The organism is Shewanella sp. SM32 (genome assembly GCF_025654235.1).
Lineage (GTDB): Bacteria > Pseudomonadota > Gammaproteobacteria > Enterobacterales > Shewanellaceae > Shewanella > Shewanella oncorhynchi.
The window spans coordinates 74,694-92,705 of the sequence record NZ_JAKKRO010000004.1 but is presented as its reverse complement, the minus strand read 5'-3'; the positions used below and the strand labels follow the sequence as shown (position 1 = coordinate 92,705).

The following is an 18,012-nucleotide window of genomic DNA, read 5'->3' as shown; positions in this document are numbered from 1 at the left end:
CCCTATTTACTGTCAACAACTCGTTACTTCATACGACGGCGCATTGCCGCCATTGGTAACAATAAGGCGGTTAGCCAACCGAGTGAACCTCCTCCATTGTCTGTATTTTTATTTGGTGCAGCAACCGCAGTCACTTCACCAGTATTACTGTTTAATGTGCCATCATTCGCAATAACAGTAAATGTATAGGTTCCCTGCTCTTTTGGGGTAAAGCTAATATTTTTTGCTGCAGGATCAAAAGTCACTGTAGGACCTGATGTCTGTGTCCAAATATAGGTGAGTGCATCGCCATCGACATCTTTAGCATTTGACATGACGGTGATTTTTTGGCCTGTAGGCAAGGTTTCTCCTGTTGGGGCGACAGTTGGTGCATCATTGACATTAGCAACTGTCACAGTCACTTTAGTCGCTTTTGATACGTTGCCATCGGCATCTTCGACGCTGTAAGTGAAGCTATCGGTGCCAAAGAAGTCTTTCTTAGGCTGATAAGTTGCAATGCCAGCTTCACTGATAGTGACAGTACCATTGGCAGGTGCGTCTACTACAGTTGCTTTAGACAATGTACCTACAGGAGCAATATCCAAAACACGCTGTGCACTGGCGGTTATGCCATTGCCTGTGATTGATGCGCGAGCAACTTTTTGATCTGGATTGATATCATTTGCGAGCAAATCAATTTCTATTGAGGTTTCTTCTGTAGCCTCTGCCATATCGCCAGTGCCAAAGGAGAATTCTGTCGCTTTAGCCAGATAGTCGATAGTAACATTACCTGCCGTTGTGTTTTTCAGCGTCAATGTATTACCTGTTACAACCGAATCACCTTCACCATTAAAGTGGTAAGTTGTTCCAATTGTTCCGCCTATATTTTCAGCGCCGATAGTGACGTTTGAAGGCATATTTGGAATATTTATGTAATTGAATACAACCTCTTCAGTATTACCTGTCTTAATCCAAATGCTAAACGTATAAGGTGTATTTGATGTATCACCATAGAGTTGGCCTTTATTCCACTCTAAAGCTAACCATTTAACTCCATCATCATCTGTGAATACACCAACGGCTAAGTCACCACCGCCAGTATCGCCAGCAGATTTATCTGATAAATCAAAATCTGACCAGAAGGGCGCTAAAATGTTATTTGGGTTACTGCCATCAGGTAGCTTTTTGTTCGCAAATGTACCACTTGCACTTCCTCCTCCAACAATCGCTAGACCATTGTCAGACATAGTGATGCTGGTATAGCTAACACCATTGTATTTAAAGCTAGGCACAGTAAAGGTGAATGCTTGTTCATCACAACCTTCTGGACAAGTAATTGGTTTGACCCCTAGACTCACTATGCTTGGGAAACCAGCAGAGCCCTTAGTTGTCGTCATTTTAGGAAGATTAAGTGACCCAACCCAAGTAATGTTGCCTATATCTTCGTTGATTTGTAAACCATTTTGCGTCGCGCCAGCTAAGCTAACTTTTACATCATCTTTCGATGTTAGTTTCGTGCCTTCTGGTGCTTGCGCTGTAATAGTTACTGTACTGTCAAATGAGTTATTGTTAATCACAACTGATATTGGAATCGCATCGGTTGCGTTAAGTTCGGTTTTCTTGCTCATAGTCGAAATCAGTGAGGCATCACTTGACTCTTTAGCTAACACAGCCAAAGGTAAGTGAGCATCTTGCAGTCCTTCGGTGCTGCTTATCATTACATTACCAAAAATCCACTCACCATATTCTGCGAAAGTTGAGTCAACGGTTACAGTAAACGTGGCAGAGGCTCCTGCGGCAAGTTCTAAGCTAGAAGGTGATACTGTTATACCTGTACTATCGGATGAAGTTGATAAGTTCCAAGATGTTTTTGCGTCACTCTTGTTATATACCGTTCGAGTGAAAGTACATGGACCAACACAAGAGTCTGATGCGATGGATGGTTTGTCGAACGTTAATATAGCTTTGGCTGCAGCATCTAAATCCATACGTCCAGCACCCATACCAAATGGTGTGGCTGGTGTTGTTGCATCATCATCTAAAATATCATCAAATTTAGCTGTTGATGTTAAAGCAGTTTTAATATCGTTTGCAGACCAATCTGGATGTAATTGACGCATCATAGCTGCAGCACCTGCTACGTGCGGGCTTGCCATACTGGTGCCAGAGATCATATTAAAGTCTTCACCACCATCATCAGGAGAAAAAGCTGACAGAATGTTGGTACCAGGTGCTGCAATATCCGGTTTAAGAATATTTTGGTTGCCATCAGGACCGCGTGAACTGGTGCTATTTAGGTTATCAGCAAGTTCAGAAACCATGATGCGTTTAGTTTTTGCAACTATCGTACCTGTTGTTGCAGCATCTCCCATGGCTTCAATTACGGCTAAACCTGCATCTTTCGTAATCATGACTGCAGGGAATGGTTCACCAGGCATAGACATAGTCGTTGGTGCACCTGCCGCATTGTTATAAACTACAAGGGCTTTAGCGCCTGCAGCTTTTGCGTTTGTGGCTTTTAATGAGAAGTTACATGTTCCGCGAGAAATCAATGCAATGCCATCTTTGAATGAATCCGCAGCAAAGGCATCACAACCATTGGCATTTTCAGCATCTAAATTAACGGCCGCAATCACTGGAGCGGTAATATCTTCTGAAAGCACTGCATCAGAACTTGGGATAGCAAGTAAATCACCACTACCGGTATTAAAGCTATTAGCGAAAAAACGCCCTGTTGTAGTGTTAGCAACAGTTATTCCTGATTCAATACAAGCAGGGCAGCCGATAGTTTGAGGACCATTACCATCGTTACCGGCAGCGCTAACTACAACAACACCCGCAGCTTCTGCAGCTTCAAACATGGTTTTGTATGGGCTGCTAGCTGGATCACTACCAGCACTTCCCCCCCATGAGTTGTTGATTACATCTGCACCATCATTAACAGCATGCTCTAAGGCTTCCATTAACATGATGTTAGAGCCGGTTCCGCCTGTGCAATCAGGCTTACTGTAAAGAGCCTTGTAGACCATAAGGTAAGCTGCTGGTGCTACGCCAGATAGTTGAACGGGAATATCTTTATAAGTAGTTGATATCTTGTTACCGACAGCGGTACCTGCAACGTGAGTTCCGTGACCACCATAGCTAAGTGGACTCATGTATTCATTAGGACACACAGGTGATGTTGGCTGTGACCAACGCGCAACGATCAGCTTGTTGTTACAGAATGAAGCATCGACAGTCGAGCAGTAGTCATCCGATGGTCGACTACCGCTGGGGGCTGTGAAGCCTGCATCGGTAAACATGGGATTTTCCGGACGAATACCGCCATCAATAATAGCAACTTTCATTCCTTTGCCCGCATTAGCCATGCCGGAAACGGCTTCCCACATAGCCGGGGTATTAATCACTTGGTGTGATGCATCCATGCTAGTTTCATATATAGCCTCTGGGTATACAGCTTTCACTCCAGGCATTTTGGCTATTTTTTCAACACTTAGTCCTTGGCCAACAACTGTTATACCGTTAAAAAGTGTTTGGAAATGACGTTCCACTTTTGCATTTGGCGCAATTTTAGCTAAATTGCTAGCAAAAGCGTTTTGCTCTTTAGCTAGGTGACTTGAATAGCTTTTGACATTAGTAGATTGAATATCTAGTTTTTCTTTTTTCGAATTTAAAGCTGTTGCTGCGAAGTTGCCGATGCCGCCTCTATACTTAGCTAGTGCAGGAGATTCCATCTCAACAATAAAACGTTGTGGAGCATCGAGGTTAGTGGCTGATGTTTGCTGTTTAGTATATTTATCATGCGCGCTTATTTCTGGAGAGTAAGGTTTAAATGTAAATTCACTGTTAGCAATAGCTGCGCTTGAGAGTAGTGCAGCGGAGATAGCGATCGATAGTTTTGTCTTCACAACTTCTTCCTTGTCAATTAATGCTTTCAGCACTTTATTAAACGTGCCCGTAGCTGAATTGTTATAGTTTTTGCTGCACTCTTTGGTGTCAGCAATGAAGTTGTAACACAAAAGTATCGTATGGTTAACACTTTTGCGGTAAAAAAGATGTTAATCACACTTTGGTATTTGTTATGTTGTTTGTAGGTGTTTGCTGTTTTTCCTGTTTAAGGTTTAACCGCTCTGACGATTGGGTTTTGTAGGCTGATCAAGGTTTCTGTCGACTGGATTTCATCGATAGATTGAATGCGATTGATGAGCACGTGTTGTAAGCTGTCGATGGATTGGCACATGACCTTGACGAAAATACTGTAGTTGCCTGTGGTGTAATAGGCTTCGACGACTTCTTCGAGAGCGTTGAGTTTGGCGATAGCTGCGGGGTAATCGCCAGCACTTTTAAGGTTGATACCGATAAAACAGCAAACGTCATAGCCTAGGGCTTTAGGGTTTACCGTGATCTGCGCACCTGTAATGATCCCCGCTTGCTTCATTTTTTCTACCCGAACATGGATAGTGCCGGCGCTAACGCTAAAGCGTTTAGCGAGTTCGGCAAAGGGTGTGCGGGCATCCTGCATTAGGGCTTCGAGGATATGATTATCGAGTTGATCGCGCTGAAATGCGGTATCCATAAATAAACTCTCTATAACGTAGTGAATTGTCATAAAGTTACGTTTTTTTATGGGGAATTGCTACCGATTTTGCCCGTATTATTTGATTTTAGTGATCATTGTTCGCCCAAAGGCTCACAAAAAGGGACTTTTGTGCTAAAAGTCATACTGACACCTGAGTAGGGATGTTTGATGGTGAGCTCTGCTGCATGTAGTAATAGTCGAGGCGCTAAGGATTTTGCCAGTGAGTCGGCATAAAAACCATCACCTAAGATCGGATGTCCTAGCGCCATCATATGCACCCGTAATTGGTGTGAGCGGCCTGTGATTGGCGTCAGTTTAACCAGCGTTGAGCGTTTGGCGCGGCTCATTACTTGGTAGTGAGTCAAAGACGGTTTGCCAACAAGATGATCGACTTTCTGTTTAGGGCGATTTGGCCAGTCGCAGATCAGTGGATAATCAACGCTGCCAGTGTCATTTTTGACATGGCCTGCAACCCTTGCATAATAGGTTTTGCTGGTTTCTCTATCGTGGAACTGACGTTTTAATTCCCGCTCGGCGCTACGAATAAGGGCGACAACGATCACGCCAGAAGTCGCCATATCGAGGCGATGGACGATTTGGCAATGGGGATGCTCAGCTTTTACTCGAGCATAGACACTGTCGTAATGGGCGGGGTCGCGACCGGGCACAGACAACAATCCTGAAGGTTTGTTGATGACGATAATGTCTTTATCTTGATAAAGAATATCGAGCCAAGGAGTGGTCGGTGGTTGGTAAATAAAATCAGTCATAAATAGTGCCTATTCGTCAATGCGGGGCAAAGATACTCTGCTCGGCTTGAGGGTGCAAGTGTGAGGCCCAAAGATCGGTTGTGCTATTATCCTCGCTGACAAAAGTAAAGCGGATTAGTTGATGATTTGCTGATAGAGCTGTATTTGAGTTTTTGTTATACTCCTGTCCTTTTCGTTAATGATCATTTTGAGTCTGTGAAGCCATGAGCCAGCCAGAGATATACACTCCCGAGAATCTTTCTCACGTCCATAACCGTCTTGAGTTATTGGCGCCTGCAAAAAATGCTGACTACGGTATCGAAGCCATACGCCATGGTGCCGATGCGGTATACATAGGTGGTCCTGCATTTGGTGCGCGGGCAACGGCGGGTAACAGTGTTGAAGATATCGCGCGCCTGTGCACTTATGCTCATCAATATCATGCTCAGGTATTCGTCGCCCTCAATACCATTTTGATGGATAACGAACTGGCCGACGCCGAAAAACTCATTTGGCAATTGTACGAAGCGGGAGCTGATGCGCTGATTGTGCAGGATATGGGCGTATTGCAGCTCAATTTGCCGCCGATTGCCCTGCATGCCAGTACCCAAATGGATAACCGCAGTCCAGAAAAAGTGGCGTTTTTAGAGCAAGTTGGTTTTTCTCAGGTGGTGCTTGCCCGTGAATTGGGCTTAAGCCAAATCCGTGATGTCGCCGCGCATACTAATATGCAACTCGAATTCTTTATCCACGGTGCTTTGTGCGTGGCTTACAGTGGTTTGTGTAACTTGAGTCATTCCTTTAGTAACCGCAGTGCTAACCGCGGTGAATGCTCGCAAATGTGCCGCCTGCCAGGGAATCTTAAAACCCGTCAAGGGGATGTATTAGCGCAGAATGAACACTTATTGTCTTTAAAAGACAACAACCAAACCGAAAACCTTGAGGCGCTAATCGATGCGGGCATTCGCTCGTTTAAGATTGAAGGTCGCTTAAAAGATTTAAGTTACGTTAAAAACGTCACTGCGCATTATCGCCAAAAGTTGGATGCGATTATGGCGCGTCGCCCTGAGTTTAAGGCTTCGTCCCACGGCCGCTGCGAACATAGTTTTACCCCGGATCCTGAAAAGACCTTTAACCGTGGCAGCACAGATTACTTTGTTAACGAACGTAGCCAAGGAATTAAAGATTTCCGCTCGCCCAAATACATAGGCGAAGAAGTCGGTAAAGTGGTCAGCATAGGTAAAGACTTTATCCAAGTGAGCTCTAGCCATGAGTTTAATAACGGCGATGGCTTAGCGTTTTTCCCCGCGAATTTTGCTATGGCAAAACAATCCGATGACAAGCTGCAAGGCCTGCGGGTTAACCGTGCCGAAGGGTTAAAACTGCATATATTGCAGGTGCCAAAGGATTTAAAGGTCGGCATGACTTTATATCGTAACCATAACCAAGCCTTCGAAGCCCTGCTATCGAAAGAATCTTCTAAGCGGATTATCGGCGTCGATTTACGGTTGAGTGACACCCAAGACGGACTCGCACTGACATTGACCGATATCTATGGCCTAACCGCCACAGTGAATTTAGTGGTCGAGAAGACACCTGCGACTGATGTCGATAAGACCTTACAAAATACCCGTACTCAGCTGGGTAAGCTCGGCAGTACCGACTTTGTTGCCCGTAGCATCAGTATCGATACGGCCCAAGCTTGGTTCTTGCCTGCATCAGTGCTCAATGGTCTGCGCCGTGATGGTGTGGCCGCTCTAGAGGCTGCTCGTGTGCAAGGTTATGTGCGTCCATTGCCGTGGAAGCATAACCAAGATGCAGTCTATCCCGTCAAGCATTTGAGTTACTTAGGTAATGTTGCTAACGAAAAAGCTAAGGATTTTTATCAACGCCACGGCGTGATTGAAATTCAAGATACCTATGAGAAAAATGGCGTTACCGAAGATGTGCCATTGATGATCACTAAGCATTGCCTACGCTTTAACTTCAATCTGTGTCCGAAAGAAGTGCCGGGGATCAAGGCCGATCCTATGGTGCTTGAAATCGGCAATGATGTACTCAAGTTAGTCTTTGACTGTCCTAAATGCGAAATGATGGTGGTCGGCGAAAACCGTCAAGTGCGAGGCCAGAAGCACCTTTAATATTTGTCATTAGGAGCATTGCAGAGTGTAATGCTCCTCACACCCATTCAGCCTGCATCCGCGCGCTTAATTTGCCTACCTATATCTATGTTGCCCTCACCATTGCCACTCTCATATTTTCATCAAAGCCTTATATTGCACATGCGGTAATGAGCAGATATCTTATTGAAAATAATATCAATAATAAGGGATGTTAAAATGGGATTGTTAGACGGTTTACTCGGTAATGCTGCTGAGGTTGATTTACAGGAATTAGCCGAGGAATTAAGGCCTATCATGGGCATTCAAGAAGAATTAAAACTCGCCTACAAAGTGATCCGTGATTTGTTTATTTTCACCAATAAACGCCTGATCTTAATTGATAAGCAGGGACTTACAGGCAAGAAGGTTACTTACCATTCAATACCTTATAAATCCATTACCCATTTTGAAGTGGAAACGACAGGGCATTTTGATATGGATGCCGAGCTTAAAATTTGGATTTCAGGCCAGAGCGAACCTTTAGTCAAAGAGCTCAAGCGTGGCACGGATGTCGTGGGTATTCAAAAGACTATTGCCACTTTTGCACTTTAATTTTAGTGCAGCGGCTTAAGTTTTAGTGCTATCAAGCTTGGAATTGTTATCGCAAGCTGACGGTTAATGTGAGTAAGGTAAGCCAAGTTTTATCTGGGCTTACCTATCCTCGCTATCGAGTGTGATTCAAATCTGCTTGATTAATTTAACACTATCCTACTTGTGCTAGTGGAGTGCTCTATCGGTTCGCCCGCCATAGTATAGGTTTCGGAAAGCTTGAGTTTGCCTTGCTCATCGTATTGATTGTGGATGCCGACCCAGAATTGCTCCTGTCCCTGAATTTGTAAATTACCTTCTTCGGCAATCTGGCGATTGGGGTGATAGCGTTTCATTGCATAAAGCTTGCTTTCATCATCAAATTTTAAGTGATAAGCCAATATGGGTTCTTTGGTGTGAGCGGCGACATCTACTGCTATTGTTTTATCTTCATGCTGTTTTGTCGTGGTATTGCCATTGGGTGCGTGATACTTCTGACGAGATAAATATGCGTTATTGCTACTATTGCTAGCATGATGTTCGCTGTCATCCGAACGATTATTTGGTCCGTTACTTTGCCCATCAGCATCGTCTTCATCATAGCCATAACTAGGATTTTCTGGGCTATCCCATTCAGGTTCTTCATCTTCCTGAGTAGCTATATTTTCATGAAAATCAAAGTAGTGGCGGCTTTCTATCAGTTGGCCTTGTTCATCTAGCCAGGCTTCGCGGTACACTTGTCCTTGGGGCGTAAAACGTTGCCAATGGCCGATATCGAGGTAACGACCATTAGTAATTTGGATTGTGCCAGTTTCTAAAATTAAACCTTGAGGGGATAAGGATTTAGAGCTAAATAAATCCCCTTGCGTACGGGTGAGTAACCAGCGAATGGCGCCATCTTCATAGTATTCGATGCGAGTATCGGCAATACCTTCTTGATAGTATTCCCTTTGATTATTATCAAGATTATAGCCGCAGCGGGTATTCGAGTGACTCTGGTAGGATTCGAGGATCCCTTTGTTATTATAAAAGCTGGACTCTTTGAGGTAGCCTTGGCCATCACGAACTTCATATTCAGAAATTGTACGTATCGTGCCATCTTCATAAAACCAGCGAGCAGTGCCATCACGGTTGCCCCGTGTGTGCGGTAAGTACATCTGAATTTGCTGGTTTTCGTGGTATTCAATAAAAGGGGCTACCGAGAGGTTATTTTTATATTGGCCTTCGGCCGAAAGCACGCCACTTTTATAATAGCTTCTAAATAGACCTTCCCTGAGTCCCTTTTCAAGATAGATCTCAAGGGCGAGTTGACCATTGTCATGATACCAAAGGGCCATGCCTTGTTCTTTACCATCCTCAAAATAGATTTTTTCTTCAATTTGACCATTGGGATACCATTTTACATGTTCGCCATGTAATTGGCCTTCGGTATTGAAGGGTTCACGCCATGCAGGCTTACCTGAGTCGTAAAATTCTTCAATGACTTTGCCCGTCACATCGTTAAACACTTTTTGTTTAATCGCTCCATTGGGATGATACCAAACGGCTTCATATTCATAGCCTTGGTTGTAATATCTTTCAGCTTCTAGTGAACCATCAGGGTAATATTGTTTTTCAATTCCGTGGATAACATCTTGCACTAAGGGCCGGATCAGCTGTATTTGTCCAGATTCATAGTAGCGAGTTAACGTATTGATATAATAGCCATTGCTATCTTGTTCGGCGGTTTCTTTAAGCTGACCATTGCCATAAAAGTATTGAATAAATTGACCTTGGGGATGGCGATCTTCTATTTGATTGATCTTGCCCTCATGGTCGTACCACGTTTGTGTTCCAAGTTGCTGATCATTAATAAAGTTGCCTTCAAATAACAGGGTACCTAGGGCATTGAATTGGCGGGTCACACCATTACGTTCGCCAAAATAGTTTGAATCGACGGCTTGGGTAAGCCCTGGGCTTTGGGTGATGATTCTAAGTATACCTGCACCTTCTTCAGTATTGAGTTGGTGAAAAGTGCGGTGCAGTTGGCCTGTTAGGCTGGCGTAATCTTGAATATCGCCTTGCACTATATTGTCAGCATCGAGGGTAAAGTGGCTTATCAATAATGCATCGAGATTGTTAAGCTCAACTTGCCACAACGCCTTTATTTGGCTGTTCTTTTTGGGGGTGATACTGCACACTTTTACCTTGTCGAGCCAAAAGTGCTGCTCGGGGAAAGGGAATTGATTGCTGATTTCGAGGCGGTCGAATTCGGTATGGTGGAATTCGCAGCATTCATTGGCGTTTTCCCAGCCCAAGAGTTCTATGACTTGGGGCGTATCGTAGTGATAGAGAGTTAAGCTGTGGTCGGCATTTTCTTCGCAAGAAGCTGCGTCTGCCTTTGTCGCATGGATTTTTAAGCTGAAGTAGCGCTGGAATAGCGGTGCAGCGACTGACGGCTCCTGCGTTAAATCTTGTTCTTGGCTGAGTGTTTGTGATTCAGTTTGAAGATGAATGTCTTTTGGAGCGCGGCTAGTTTGGTTTGAGGGAAATAACTTGGCTTTGAGTGCGCGAAACAACGACATTGGGGGAAATCTCCATATCCATATGTAAAACAATAAGCTTATCTGAGGGATACTCATGGCAATTGAGTATTTCTGTGCGCATATCATAGCGGTTTATGGATTCGTTTCTCAATGCTTGATTGCTCAAAATACCGTTTAATCAGAGTGGCACATTAATAAAAGCAGAGGAATAAAGACAAAATGCTTGATAACTTTTTTACAAAATTACCCACAGATTTATCGGCCGAAGTGTTTGAAAAACTGGCGGGTAATGACACTGTGACCATAGAACGCATCGTTTCCAATGGGCATATACCCAAGCTACCTGAATATACGAGTTTCAGAGCGCCTAAGGTGCTTCAATTCAAGGCGCATCAATGACAGAATGTCGGCCACCTTTTAAATTGATGCAACACGGAAGTGGAGTGCCCTAGGCGCTCCGTCTCGGCGGGTTTTAACGCACTTTATGCCGTGTTGGCTATTTTTAACTTAGTCCACTAGGTCTGCAAATAGCCGCCTTGCCTAAAGTGCGTTAAATTCCCGCTGAATCCTGCATCTTCAGGTGGTTTGGGTATCTACCCGAAGGTCAATGATACGATCAAACTCAACATGAATGGGTGATGCTGCTCAAAGGCGAGGCGACGCTTGAATTTGAACAAGGTGAACCCGTTACGCTAACTCCTGGTGATTACTTAACGATTCCGCCCCATCAAAAACATCGAGTCGCTTCGACTTCTATAAGTTCAGAAACCCTATGGCTTGCGGTATTTTACGATTGATTAAGGTTAAGGCTAAGGCTACAGGTTAACGATTCTGCCATAGCCAACTGGGTGTATTGAGTAAGTCTTGGCCTTGGATCTGCGTTTGGCCTAAGGTTTTGTCTAAGGCCAAGGTATTGCAGTGTTCAAATTGGCTTAAGGCATTAATAAGCCGATTAGCATGGGAAACCACCCACAACTGGCACTCTTCCGATACCTTAGCGATTAAGCGTGCAAGCGCAGGTAATAAGTCGGGATGTAGGCTAGTTTCTGGCTCATTTAACACCATAAGCTCTGGCGGTCTTGGGGTCAGTAGGGCGGCGATTAACAGCAAATAGCGCAGGGTGCCATCCGACAATTCACTGGCATTGAGTGGCCTTAATAAACCATGCTGATGAAATGCGAGCACTAAAATGCCGCCCTCTTGAGGTTCAATGCGAACCTCTGCACCGGGAAACGCATCGCTGACCGCATGGTCAAAAGCCGTTTTATCACCTATCTCAAAAATGGTTTGAATTGCTGATGCAAGGTCGCGCCCATCGTGGTGCAATACTGGCGTGGCTGTACCTAATTGTGGACGACGGGCTGGCGCTTCTGCATCGGTTCTGAAGTGATCGTAAAAGCGCCATGCGCGGATACTATCGCGAAGTTTTAGCACTTCAGGGCTGCGCTCTGGATCGGCAAGTTCGGTAAAAATACTATCGCCGCTTTGCAGGTGTGCGCCTAAGGTTATCCAGCCTTGTCCGTCAGCACTGCGACTCTTTACCATAGGACCACGGCGCTCAACCAATACAGTTGAGGGTCGATACTTAGGTCCGTTCCAAATGGCTTCGCGCTTGATTTGTGGATCTAAGCCAAACAGCGTGGTGGCGTCGGGTTTAGGTAAACCGAGTTCAATAAGATAGCTAAAGTCCTCGCCAGCAAAGCCGAGTTTTAAGCGTTTTGGCGCTTGCCTGACGGTGGCTTCAATGGCGGTGTCGCCCGCTAGCATACTTTTGGTGGGGTTTTCTGGTCCCGCCCAAAAGCTGGAGTCGAGTCCGCCTTCTTGGGCTAAAGCATTGACAACGCCGCCTTGCGCCGTTTGTGCGAGTAAACGTAGTGCCTTGTATAGATTCGATTTACCACTGCCATTCGCCCCAGTGATCAAATTGAGTTGCCCTAGGGGCAAGACGATTTCACGCAGAGAGCGATAATTGAAAATAGCGAGTGTGGTCAGCATAGAATATCCAAGACTGAAATGAGCTGATAAGTCAGTAAATTTATCGACAAAGTAAATTAAACATGACGATAAAACAATGGCATTTACAGTAGCACTTTGTTGAGCACTCTTTGCCAGTTACCACCCATAAAACGGTCGCGGTCGGTAGATTTAAAGCGCGCCTTGGCTAAGGCATCGTCGATACGGCTCATGCGATCGATATGATTCAGCTCGGGGATCACTACATGTCTGGGCTCTGCATCAAAACCTAGCACGCCTTTCGCCCTCAGGCTGTACCACCATTCTTGATATTCTTTAATGCCTTTGGCGTTGTCATTGCCGAGTGCCAGTAGGTTTTCTTGGCCTCGGAGCGGGAAGTCATTAGCGATTGCCACGCAGTCCACTCCACCAACACGCATAACGTATTCCAGTTGTCGAATATAATCATCAATCGTGGGCACGGCATTATTGGTAAGCCAGAAACTCATCATAAATACGCCGAATACGCCGCCGCTATCGCCGATGGCGCGGATCACTTCATCGGGGGAACAACGGGCATGGTTTACTATACCGCGCGCTGCGCCGTGGCTTTGCACTATGGGTGATTTAGTGATTTTTGCGACATCTAAAGCGGTTTGAGCGCTGGAGTGACTCACATCGACTAAGATATTGGCGTGATTGAGTTTGGCGATAAGCTCGTGCCCGTGGGCCGTGAGTGGTTTATTGAGTCCGCCACTGGCATCATTATCTAAGGCGCCACCGGCAAAGGTATTGCCGTAATGGTGGGTGAGTTGCAGTACGCGTAGCCCTTGTTGATGAAACTCATCTACCCGCGCCCACTGGTTAGCTTCACTGTCTTCTTCGACACAATCTGCGCCTTGGATTTGAAAGTATACCGCAGTGCGCTGGCTGTCGCGTGCACGTTGAATATCTCGTCCCCTCAGGCCTTGCAACAAAATATCGGGATGATCGCTCACCCGTTTAGCGGCCTGCTTAATGCTTTCCATACAAGCTTTATAGGTGCGTTTGTAGTTTTGAGTGCCATCGGCTTGTTCTATGGTCTCAATAGCCGAAATATCGCAAAGATAGGCATCGAGCTTAGCGGCAGTTACATCACTTAAGTCATCGGGAAGGAAAGATAAACCATCGACATATATCCGCCTCTGTGCGGCGGCAAAGCTAGGTAAACTGGCGAGTGGACTTAACAGAGTTGCTGCGCCAAGACCTTTAAGGAGTGTACGACGGTAGTGATTGACTGCCTTGATGGGCATGCTCGGTTCCTATCAATAACGCAAATGTAACTTCTTTATACCTTTTTAGGGCGTAGAAGTCTTTGATTAAATCCCTTTTTTGGCCTTTGCCCCTGAGCTAGAGTTGTGATTATTTGTTGTTGCCGAGTGGTTTCAATTATCGCTTGTCGCAGTAAATGAAAACCCTCGGGTTATGATTATCGAGTGGCTTCAAGCATTGCTTTTGCCAGTGAGTTAAGGCCGTTGGTGCGCGATGGGCTGAGCTGACCTTCTAGGCCCAATTGTTTGAAGTAAGCTGTAGGATCAAATGCTTGGATTTCAGCGCGGCTTTTGCCATGGCAGGCGCCAAGCAATAATCCAATCAATCCCTTAACGATGCGGGCATCGCTGTCGGCTAAATAATAGTGTTTGCCAGCCTGTTCTAGATGGTAAATCCACGCATCACTCTCGCAGCCTTTTACTTGAGCGGTCTCGATGCGAAGCTCAGGGCTTAAGCTTGGTAAGTCTTTCCCTAACAACATAATTTGGCGATATCTTTCCTGCCAGTTAGGGGCATTGGTAAAACGCGCCAGTAAGGTTTCGGCATCTTGGACTAAATAGTGAAAATCGGCTTCATTTGGCATAGGCATGATTGAATCTGTCATAGGGCTAAATCCTGTCTCACTTACTTGAGCGTAACTTATCTTGAGCATCGTATGAGTGGCGTAGATCAGTGGCTAAATGCTGGATTACAGCAGCAAGTCTTTTACCGAGGCTAACGCGGCAATAAAGCGGTCGATATCGTCTTTATTGGTGTAGATACCGATAGAGGCGCGGCAACAGCCCTTAAGATTCAGGCTCTGCATTAATGGCATGGCACAATGATGGCCACAACGAACGGCAACCCCTTGTTGGTCCAGCAAAATGCCTACATCTTGGTGATGTTCACCGGCAAGATTAAACGCGACTACACCGATATTGTCATCAAAGGCGCCGTATAAGTGCACTTCACCGAGCGCGCGCAATTGGTTTTGTAAATAGTTAACTAGTTCAGCTTCATAAGCTTGAACCTGCGGCATGAGTTCGGTTTGTAAAAATGTAATGGCCGCACCCAAACCTATGACTTCAGCAATCGGCGGCGTGCCCGCTTCTAAGCGATTCGGCAGGTTGCCAAATTCTGTCGCTTCAAAACTCACGCGTTTAATCATCTCGCCGCCAGTTAATAGTGGCGCGAGACTATCTAACGCGTCGAAACGGCCGTAAAGCACGCCAACACCAGTGGGACCATACATTTTATGCCCCGAGAAGACGTAAAAATCACAATCGATTTCAGTCACATCCAGCGTTAAATGCGCAACTGCCTGTGCGCCATCAACTAAGGTGATAGCACCTTGTTTTTTCGCTAACTGCACTAGCTGAGCCACGGGATTGATTGTACCTAGTGCGTTGGAAACATGGCACAGGGCGACGATTTTAGGCTTTAACTCGAGCAAGGTTTTATAGGCGTTGATATCTAAGCGGCAATCCTGACAGAGCGGGATTGGTTTAATTATTGCCCCTGTGCGTTTCGCCAGTTCCTGCCAAGGCACTATATTGGCGTGGTGAGCGGCGGCGTCGATTAATATCACATCGCCAGCGTTTAATTGTGCAGTCAGCCCAAAGGCGACTAAGTTGATTGATTCTGTGGTGCCGTGGGTAAAAATGATTTCTTCGCGGCGTTTTGCCTTCAAAAATTGCTGCAACTGATCGCGCACGTTTTCATAGCTTAAGGTCGAACGCGCTGATAACTGATGCGCTGCACGGTGTACATTCGCATTGTAATTAGCGTAAAACTGCGCCATCGCATCTAACACCATTTGCGGCTTCTGGCTGGTGGCTGCGGTGTCGAGATAACATAGGGGATAACCATCAAGCATTTGATTTAACGCTGGGAATTGTGACCTAATTTTAGCATTGCGCTGCTCTGCTTCTAATGAACAAAGAACCGCTGTGGCATCAGGAGAGGCACTTGCCGAAGGATGTGAGGTAACAGTATTCGTCGCTGTGTTAGTCACAGTATTTGGCGTAGGTGATGCAGGTTGAGTCATGGGCGAGGCTAAGGGCAATGAAAAAGGCCATGGGATCTTCTGTGATCTGCCATGTGAATGCAAGTCTTAGCGGTTTGTTGAGGTGTTGTTATCGGACAGTGGTATTGAATGCCTAATTTCACTAAGGTCTGTTCAAACTGTTGCCTAATAGATATTTCGCACGCCTTAAACGGTTTTAGACTCTAACGCATCATTGAGCTTAGCTATGATGCGATTTTTCTAATGTTTAAGTTTTTCTTTTAAATTCAGCTAATACTTTACGCTTAATTCATCCACCTAAAGTTAAAACTCCGACTATTCTAAATTGGACGTCCTTCGTTGTCAGTGTTTGCTGGAGAGTAGTTTTATGGTGAAGCTTTTAAAAGACTTACGGATTAAACATAAGATGATCGCCCTCGTTGGGGTGATGTTAGTGCTGATCTTGATTTTGTCTGGATTTAGTTTGTTGAAGATGCAGCGTGTATCGGAGGAAATTCAAGCCATTGCAGAAGAGAATCTTCCGTTAGTGAGATTATCAACTGACGTCACCATTAAGCAGCTTGAAAGCTCTGTCATTTTAGAAAAAGCGTTTCGTGCCGCGGACATTGAAACCGCATCGAGCCAGCAAATTTTAGTGGCTTTTATTGCGGATGTTATCAAGCACAATGAAGACATTAGCAAGGAGTTACTCTCGACTCAGTCTATGCTCAATGAGGCATTAAAAGAGGCTGAAAATCCGCAATTACATGAAAAAACTCAGCAGTTAAATCAAGAGATTGGCACTATTATTCAACGTTTTGGTAATTATGAAGCCCTGCTTGCCACTGTGATTACTGGAATACAGCAAAAAGAAGAACCTGCAGCCTTGGCTAAGCGGGTTGAATCTTTAGAGATTGCGCAAAACGAATTTAATACTGAGCTGAGGCAATTCGTTGAGCGTTTAGAGCAAATGACCCAAACTGCGGTTTCTGTGACTGAGGAAGAAGAACTCAGGGCGATTTATGGCTTAACGATTATTTCGATAGTGTCTTTAGTCATAGGATTATTGATTGGCATCGCTTGCAGTCAATACATGGTCAAATCTATCAATCGGTTACGTAATTCTGCCGCCATGATGGAAAAGGGCAACTTTAACCAGGAGTTACGTGTCGATTCCAAGGATGAATTAGGCGAACTTACCGTCAGTATGAATCAAATGGCGTGGACCTTAAGTAAAACTGTTGGCCAAGTGATTGCTCGAAGTGAAGAAATTGCCTCTATGGTGACTGAGCTTAATGCGGTGGCCGAGAATAATCGTGAGGCTATGTTGAGGCAGCAGGATAACACTGACCAAGTCGCCGCTTCTATGACCCAAATGGCGGCAACGATCACTGAAGTGGCGAGTAGTGCAGAAACCGCTTCGTATTCAGCGGGACAAGCCGAGCATAAAGTGAAAGAAAGTTGTGAAGTTGTCGATGCGAGCGAAAAAATCTCGAAGCAGTTGGTTGCCAGCGCCCAGTATTCAAATCAACTTATTCAACAGGTTCAGGCAAGTACGGGAAAAATCCTCAACTTTGTTTCAGTGGTCGATGCGATTGCGGGGCAGACGAACTTATTAGCTTTGAATGCATCGATTGAAGCGGCACGGGCGGGAGATCAAGGTCGTGGTTTTGCTGTCGTTGCCGAAGAAGTGCGGGCATTGGCAACGCGCAGTCAAACGGCCACGCAGGAGATCAGCGATCTTATCCAAACACTCGTGAAAGATGCCAAATCTTCAGTCGAATCCTTCGCCAATAACGATAAGCAAATCAGTGAGTCATCACTGCTCGTTAATCAAGCCAAGCTGCACTTATTTGAAATTTTAGATGCGTTGACTGAACTGACTCAGGCTAATACTCAAGTCGCGACCGCCAGTGAGGAGCAAGCCGTGACCGCCGAAGATATTAGTGAGCGCATTAATGCGATTCGTGATTCGGGTGAATTGGTACTCAGCAGCGCTAACGAAACCGCGAAAGCCAGCGAGTCACTGTCTAAGCAGGCGAATTCATTGAGGGAAACGATGCAGCAGTTTAAGGTGCGAGTTGTTTAAATGTATTTGCCCATAATTCAGTGTGCCAACGACTGACAGCGGTTAACTTAACTGCGCCACTTCATCTTAGCTTGAGCCTCATTTGTGTCTTAACTCAATGTGAGGTGTGTGTATCCCCAAACAATTTGAAGATGCAGGATTCAAGTTGTTTGG

The 18,012-nt window shown here is 45.3% G+C and carries 12 protein-coding genes and 1 pseudogene; 5 read left to right on the top strand and 8 right to left on the bottom strand.

Going from position 1 to position 18,012, the window contains the following annotated elements; translation table 11 throughout:
- Positions 1 to 23 precede the first annotated feature (23 nt).
- The 3 genes from L5M10_RS02770 to rluA form a co-directional block, all read right to left on the bottom strand.
- Positions 24 to 3,887 (bottom strand): S8 family serine peptidase, encoded by a 3,864-nt coding sequence (locus L5M10_RS02770; protein WP_263254806.1) that lies wholly within the window; start codon positions 3,885 to 3,887, stop codon positions 24 to 26.
- 206 nt (positions 3,888 to 4,093) lie between these two features.
- The gene (asnC, locus tag L5M10_RS02765; RefSeq protein WP_263236638.1) at positions 4,094 to 4,555 is read right to left on the bottom strand and encodes a transcriptional regulator AsnC; all 462 of its coding nucleotides are present in this window, start codon (positions 4,553 to 4,555) and stop codon (positions 4,094 to 4,096) included.
- Positions 4,556 to 4,650: 95 nt separating this feature from the next.
- Positions 4,651 to 5,328 (bottom strand): bifunctional tRNA pseudouridine(32) synthase/23S rRNA pseudouridine(746) synthase RluA, encoded by a 678-nt coding sequence (rluA, locus tag L5M10_RS02760; protein WP_263236641.1) that lies wholly within the window; start codon positions 5,326 to 5,328, stop codon positions 4,651 to 4,653.
- Between the two features lie 203 nt (positions 5,329 to 5,531).
- Between rluA and L5M10_RS02755 the strand changes: the two genes are divergently transcribed.
- Positions 5,532 to 7,448, top strand: coding sequence for a peptidase U32 family protein (locus L5M10_RS02755; RefSeq protein WP_263184404.1), 1,917 nt, complete (start codon positions 5,532 to 5,534; stop codon positions 7,446 to 7,448).
- Positions 7,449 to 7,646: 198 nt separating this feature from the next.
- Positions 7,647 to 8,021, top strand: coding sequence for a PH domain-containing protein (locus tag L5M10_RS02750; RefSeq protein ID WP_105250128.1), 375 nt, complete (start codon positions 7,647 to 7,649; stop codon positions 8,019 to 8,021).
- A gap of 140 nt (positions 8,022 to 8,161) precedes the next feature.
- Here L5M10_RS02750 and L5M10_RS02745 read toward each other — a convergent pair whose 3' ends face one another.
- Positions 8,162 to 10,561: a toxin-antitoxin system YwqK family antitoxin gene (locus L5M10_RS02745; RefSeq protein ID WP_263254805.1), complete on the bottom strand. Its 2,400-nt coding sequence runs from the start codon at positions 10,559 to 10,561 to the stop codon at positions 8,162 to 8,164.
- A 180-nt stretch (positions 10,562 to 10,741) separates the two neighbouring features.
- Between L5M10_RS02745 and L5M10_RS24210 the strand changes: the two genes are divergently transcribed.
- Both L5M10_RS24210 and L5M10_RS02735 read left to right on the top strand, forming a co-directional pair.
- A complete protein-coding gene (locus tag L5M10_RS24210; protein WP_411569337.1) occupies positions 10,742 to 10,921 on the top strand; it encodes a hypothetical protein in 180 nt (59 codons plus the stop codon).
- A gap of 212 nt (positions 10,922 to 11,133) precedes the next feature.
- A pseudogene (locus L5M10_RS02735) lies at positions 11,134 to 11,319 on the top strand (cupin domain-containing protein); the annotation flags it as partial.
- Between the two features lie 25 nt (positions 11,320 to 11,344).
- On the opposite strand, the gene L5M10_RS02730 reads toward L5M10_RS02735, so the two are convergent.
- From L5M10_RS02730 to L5M10_RS02715, 4 genes are all read right to left on the bottom strand, one after another.
- Positions 11,345 to 12,517, bottom strand: coding sequence for an AAA family ATPase (locus L5M10_RS02730; RefSeq protein WP_173497297.1), 1,173 nt, complete (start codon positions 12,515 to 12,517; stop codon positions 11,345 to 11,347).
- A gap of 83 nt (positions 12,518 to 12,600) precedes the next feature.
- A complete protein-coding gene (locus tag L5M10_RS02725) occupies positions 12,601 to 13,767 on the bottom strand; it encodes a dipeptidase (protein WP_263179480.1) in 1,167 nt (388 codons plus the stop codon).
- Between the two features lie 176 nt (positions 13,768 to 13,943).
- Positions 13,944 to 14,390 carry a SufE family protein gene (locus L5M10_RS02720; protein ID WP_263254804.1) on the bottom strand — a complete coding sequence of 149 codons (447 nt, stop codon included), beginning with the start codon at positions 14,388 to 14,390 and terminating at the stop codon, positions 13,944 to 13,946.
- Positions 14,391 to 14,474: 84 nt separating this feature from the next.
- The gene (locus L5M10_RS02715) at positions 14,475 to 15,812 is read right to left on the bottom strand and encodes a cysteine desulfurase (RefSeq protein WP_263254803.1); all 1,338 of its coding nucleotides are present in this window, start codon (positions 15,810 to 15,812) and stop codon (positions 14,475 to 14,477) included.
- 346 nt (positions 15,813 to 16,158) lie between these two features.
- Between L5M10_RS02715 and L5M10_RS02710 the strand changes: the two genes are divergently transcribed.
- Positions 16,159 to 17,859: a methyl-accepting chemotaxis protein gene (locus tag L5M10_RS02710; protein ID WP_263254802.1), complete on the top strand. Its 1,701-nt coding sequence runs from the start codon at positions 16,159 to 16,161 to the stop codon at positions 17,857 to 17,859.
- Positions 17,860 to 18,012 lie beyond the last annotated feature (153 nt).

Excerpts from the sequence above, each read along its gene's own strand:
- asnC (WP_263236638.1), bottom strand. The coding sequence starts at position 4,555 with ATGGATACCGCATTTCAGCGCGATCAACTCGATAATCATATCCTCGAA.
- rluA (WP_263236641.1), bottom strand. The coding sequence starts at position 5,328 with ATGACTGATTTTATTTACCAACCACCGACCACTCCTTGGCTCGATATT.
- L5M10_RS02755 (WP_263184404.1), top strand. The coding sequence starts at position 5,532 with ATGAGCCAGCCAGAGATATACACTCCCGAGAATCTTTCTCACGTCCAT.
- L5M10_RS02750 (WP_105250128.1), top strand. The coding sequence starts at position 7,647 with ATGGGATTGTTAGACGGTTTACTCGGTAATGCTGCTGAGGTTGATTTA.
- L5M10_RS02745 (WP_263254805.1), bottom strand. The coding sequence starts at position 10,561 with ATGTCGTTGTTTCGCGCACTCAAAGCCAAGTTATTTCCCTCAAACCAA.
- L5M10_RS24210 (WP_411569337.1), top strand. The coding sequence starts at position 10,742 with ATGCTTGATAACTTTTTTACAAAATTACCCACAGATTTATCGGCCGAA.
- L5M10_RS02730 (WP_173497297.1), bottom strand. The coding sequence starts at position 12,517 with ATGCTGACCACACTCGCTATTTTCAATTATCGCTCTCTGCGTGAAATC.
- L5M10_RS02725 (WP_263179480.1), bottom strand. The coding sequence starts at position 13,767 with ATGCCCATCAAGGCAGTCAATCACTACCGTCGTACACTCCTTAAAGGT.
- L5M10_RS02720 (WP_263254804.1), bottom strand. The coding sequence starts at position 14,390 with ATGACAGATTCAATCATGCCTATGCCAAATGAAGCCGATTTTCACTAT.
- L5M10_RS02715 (WP_263254803.1), bottom strand. The coding sequence starts at position 15,812 with ATGACTCAACCTGCATCACCTACGCCAAATACTGTGACTAACACAGCG.
- L5M10_RS02710 (WP_263254802.1), top strand. The coding sequence starts at position 16,159 with ATGGTGAAGCTTTTAAAAGACTTACGGATTAAACATAAGATGATCGCC.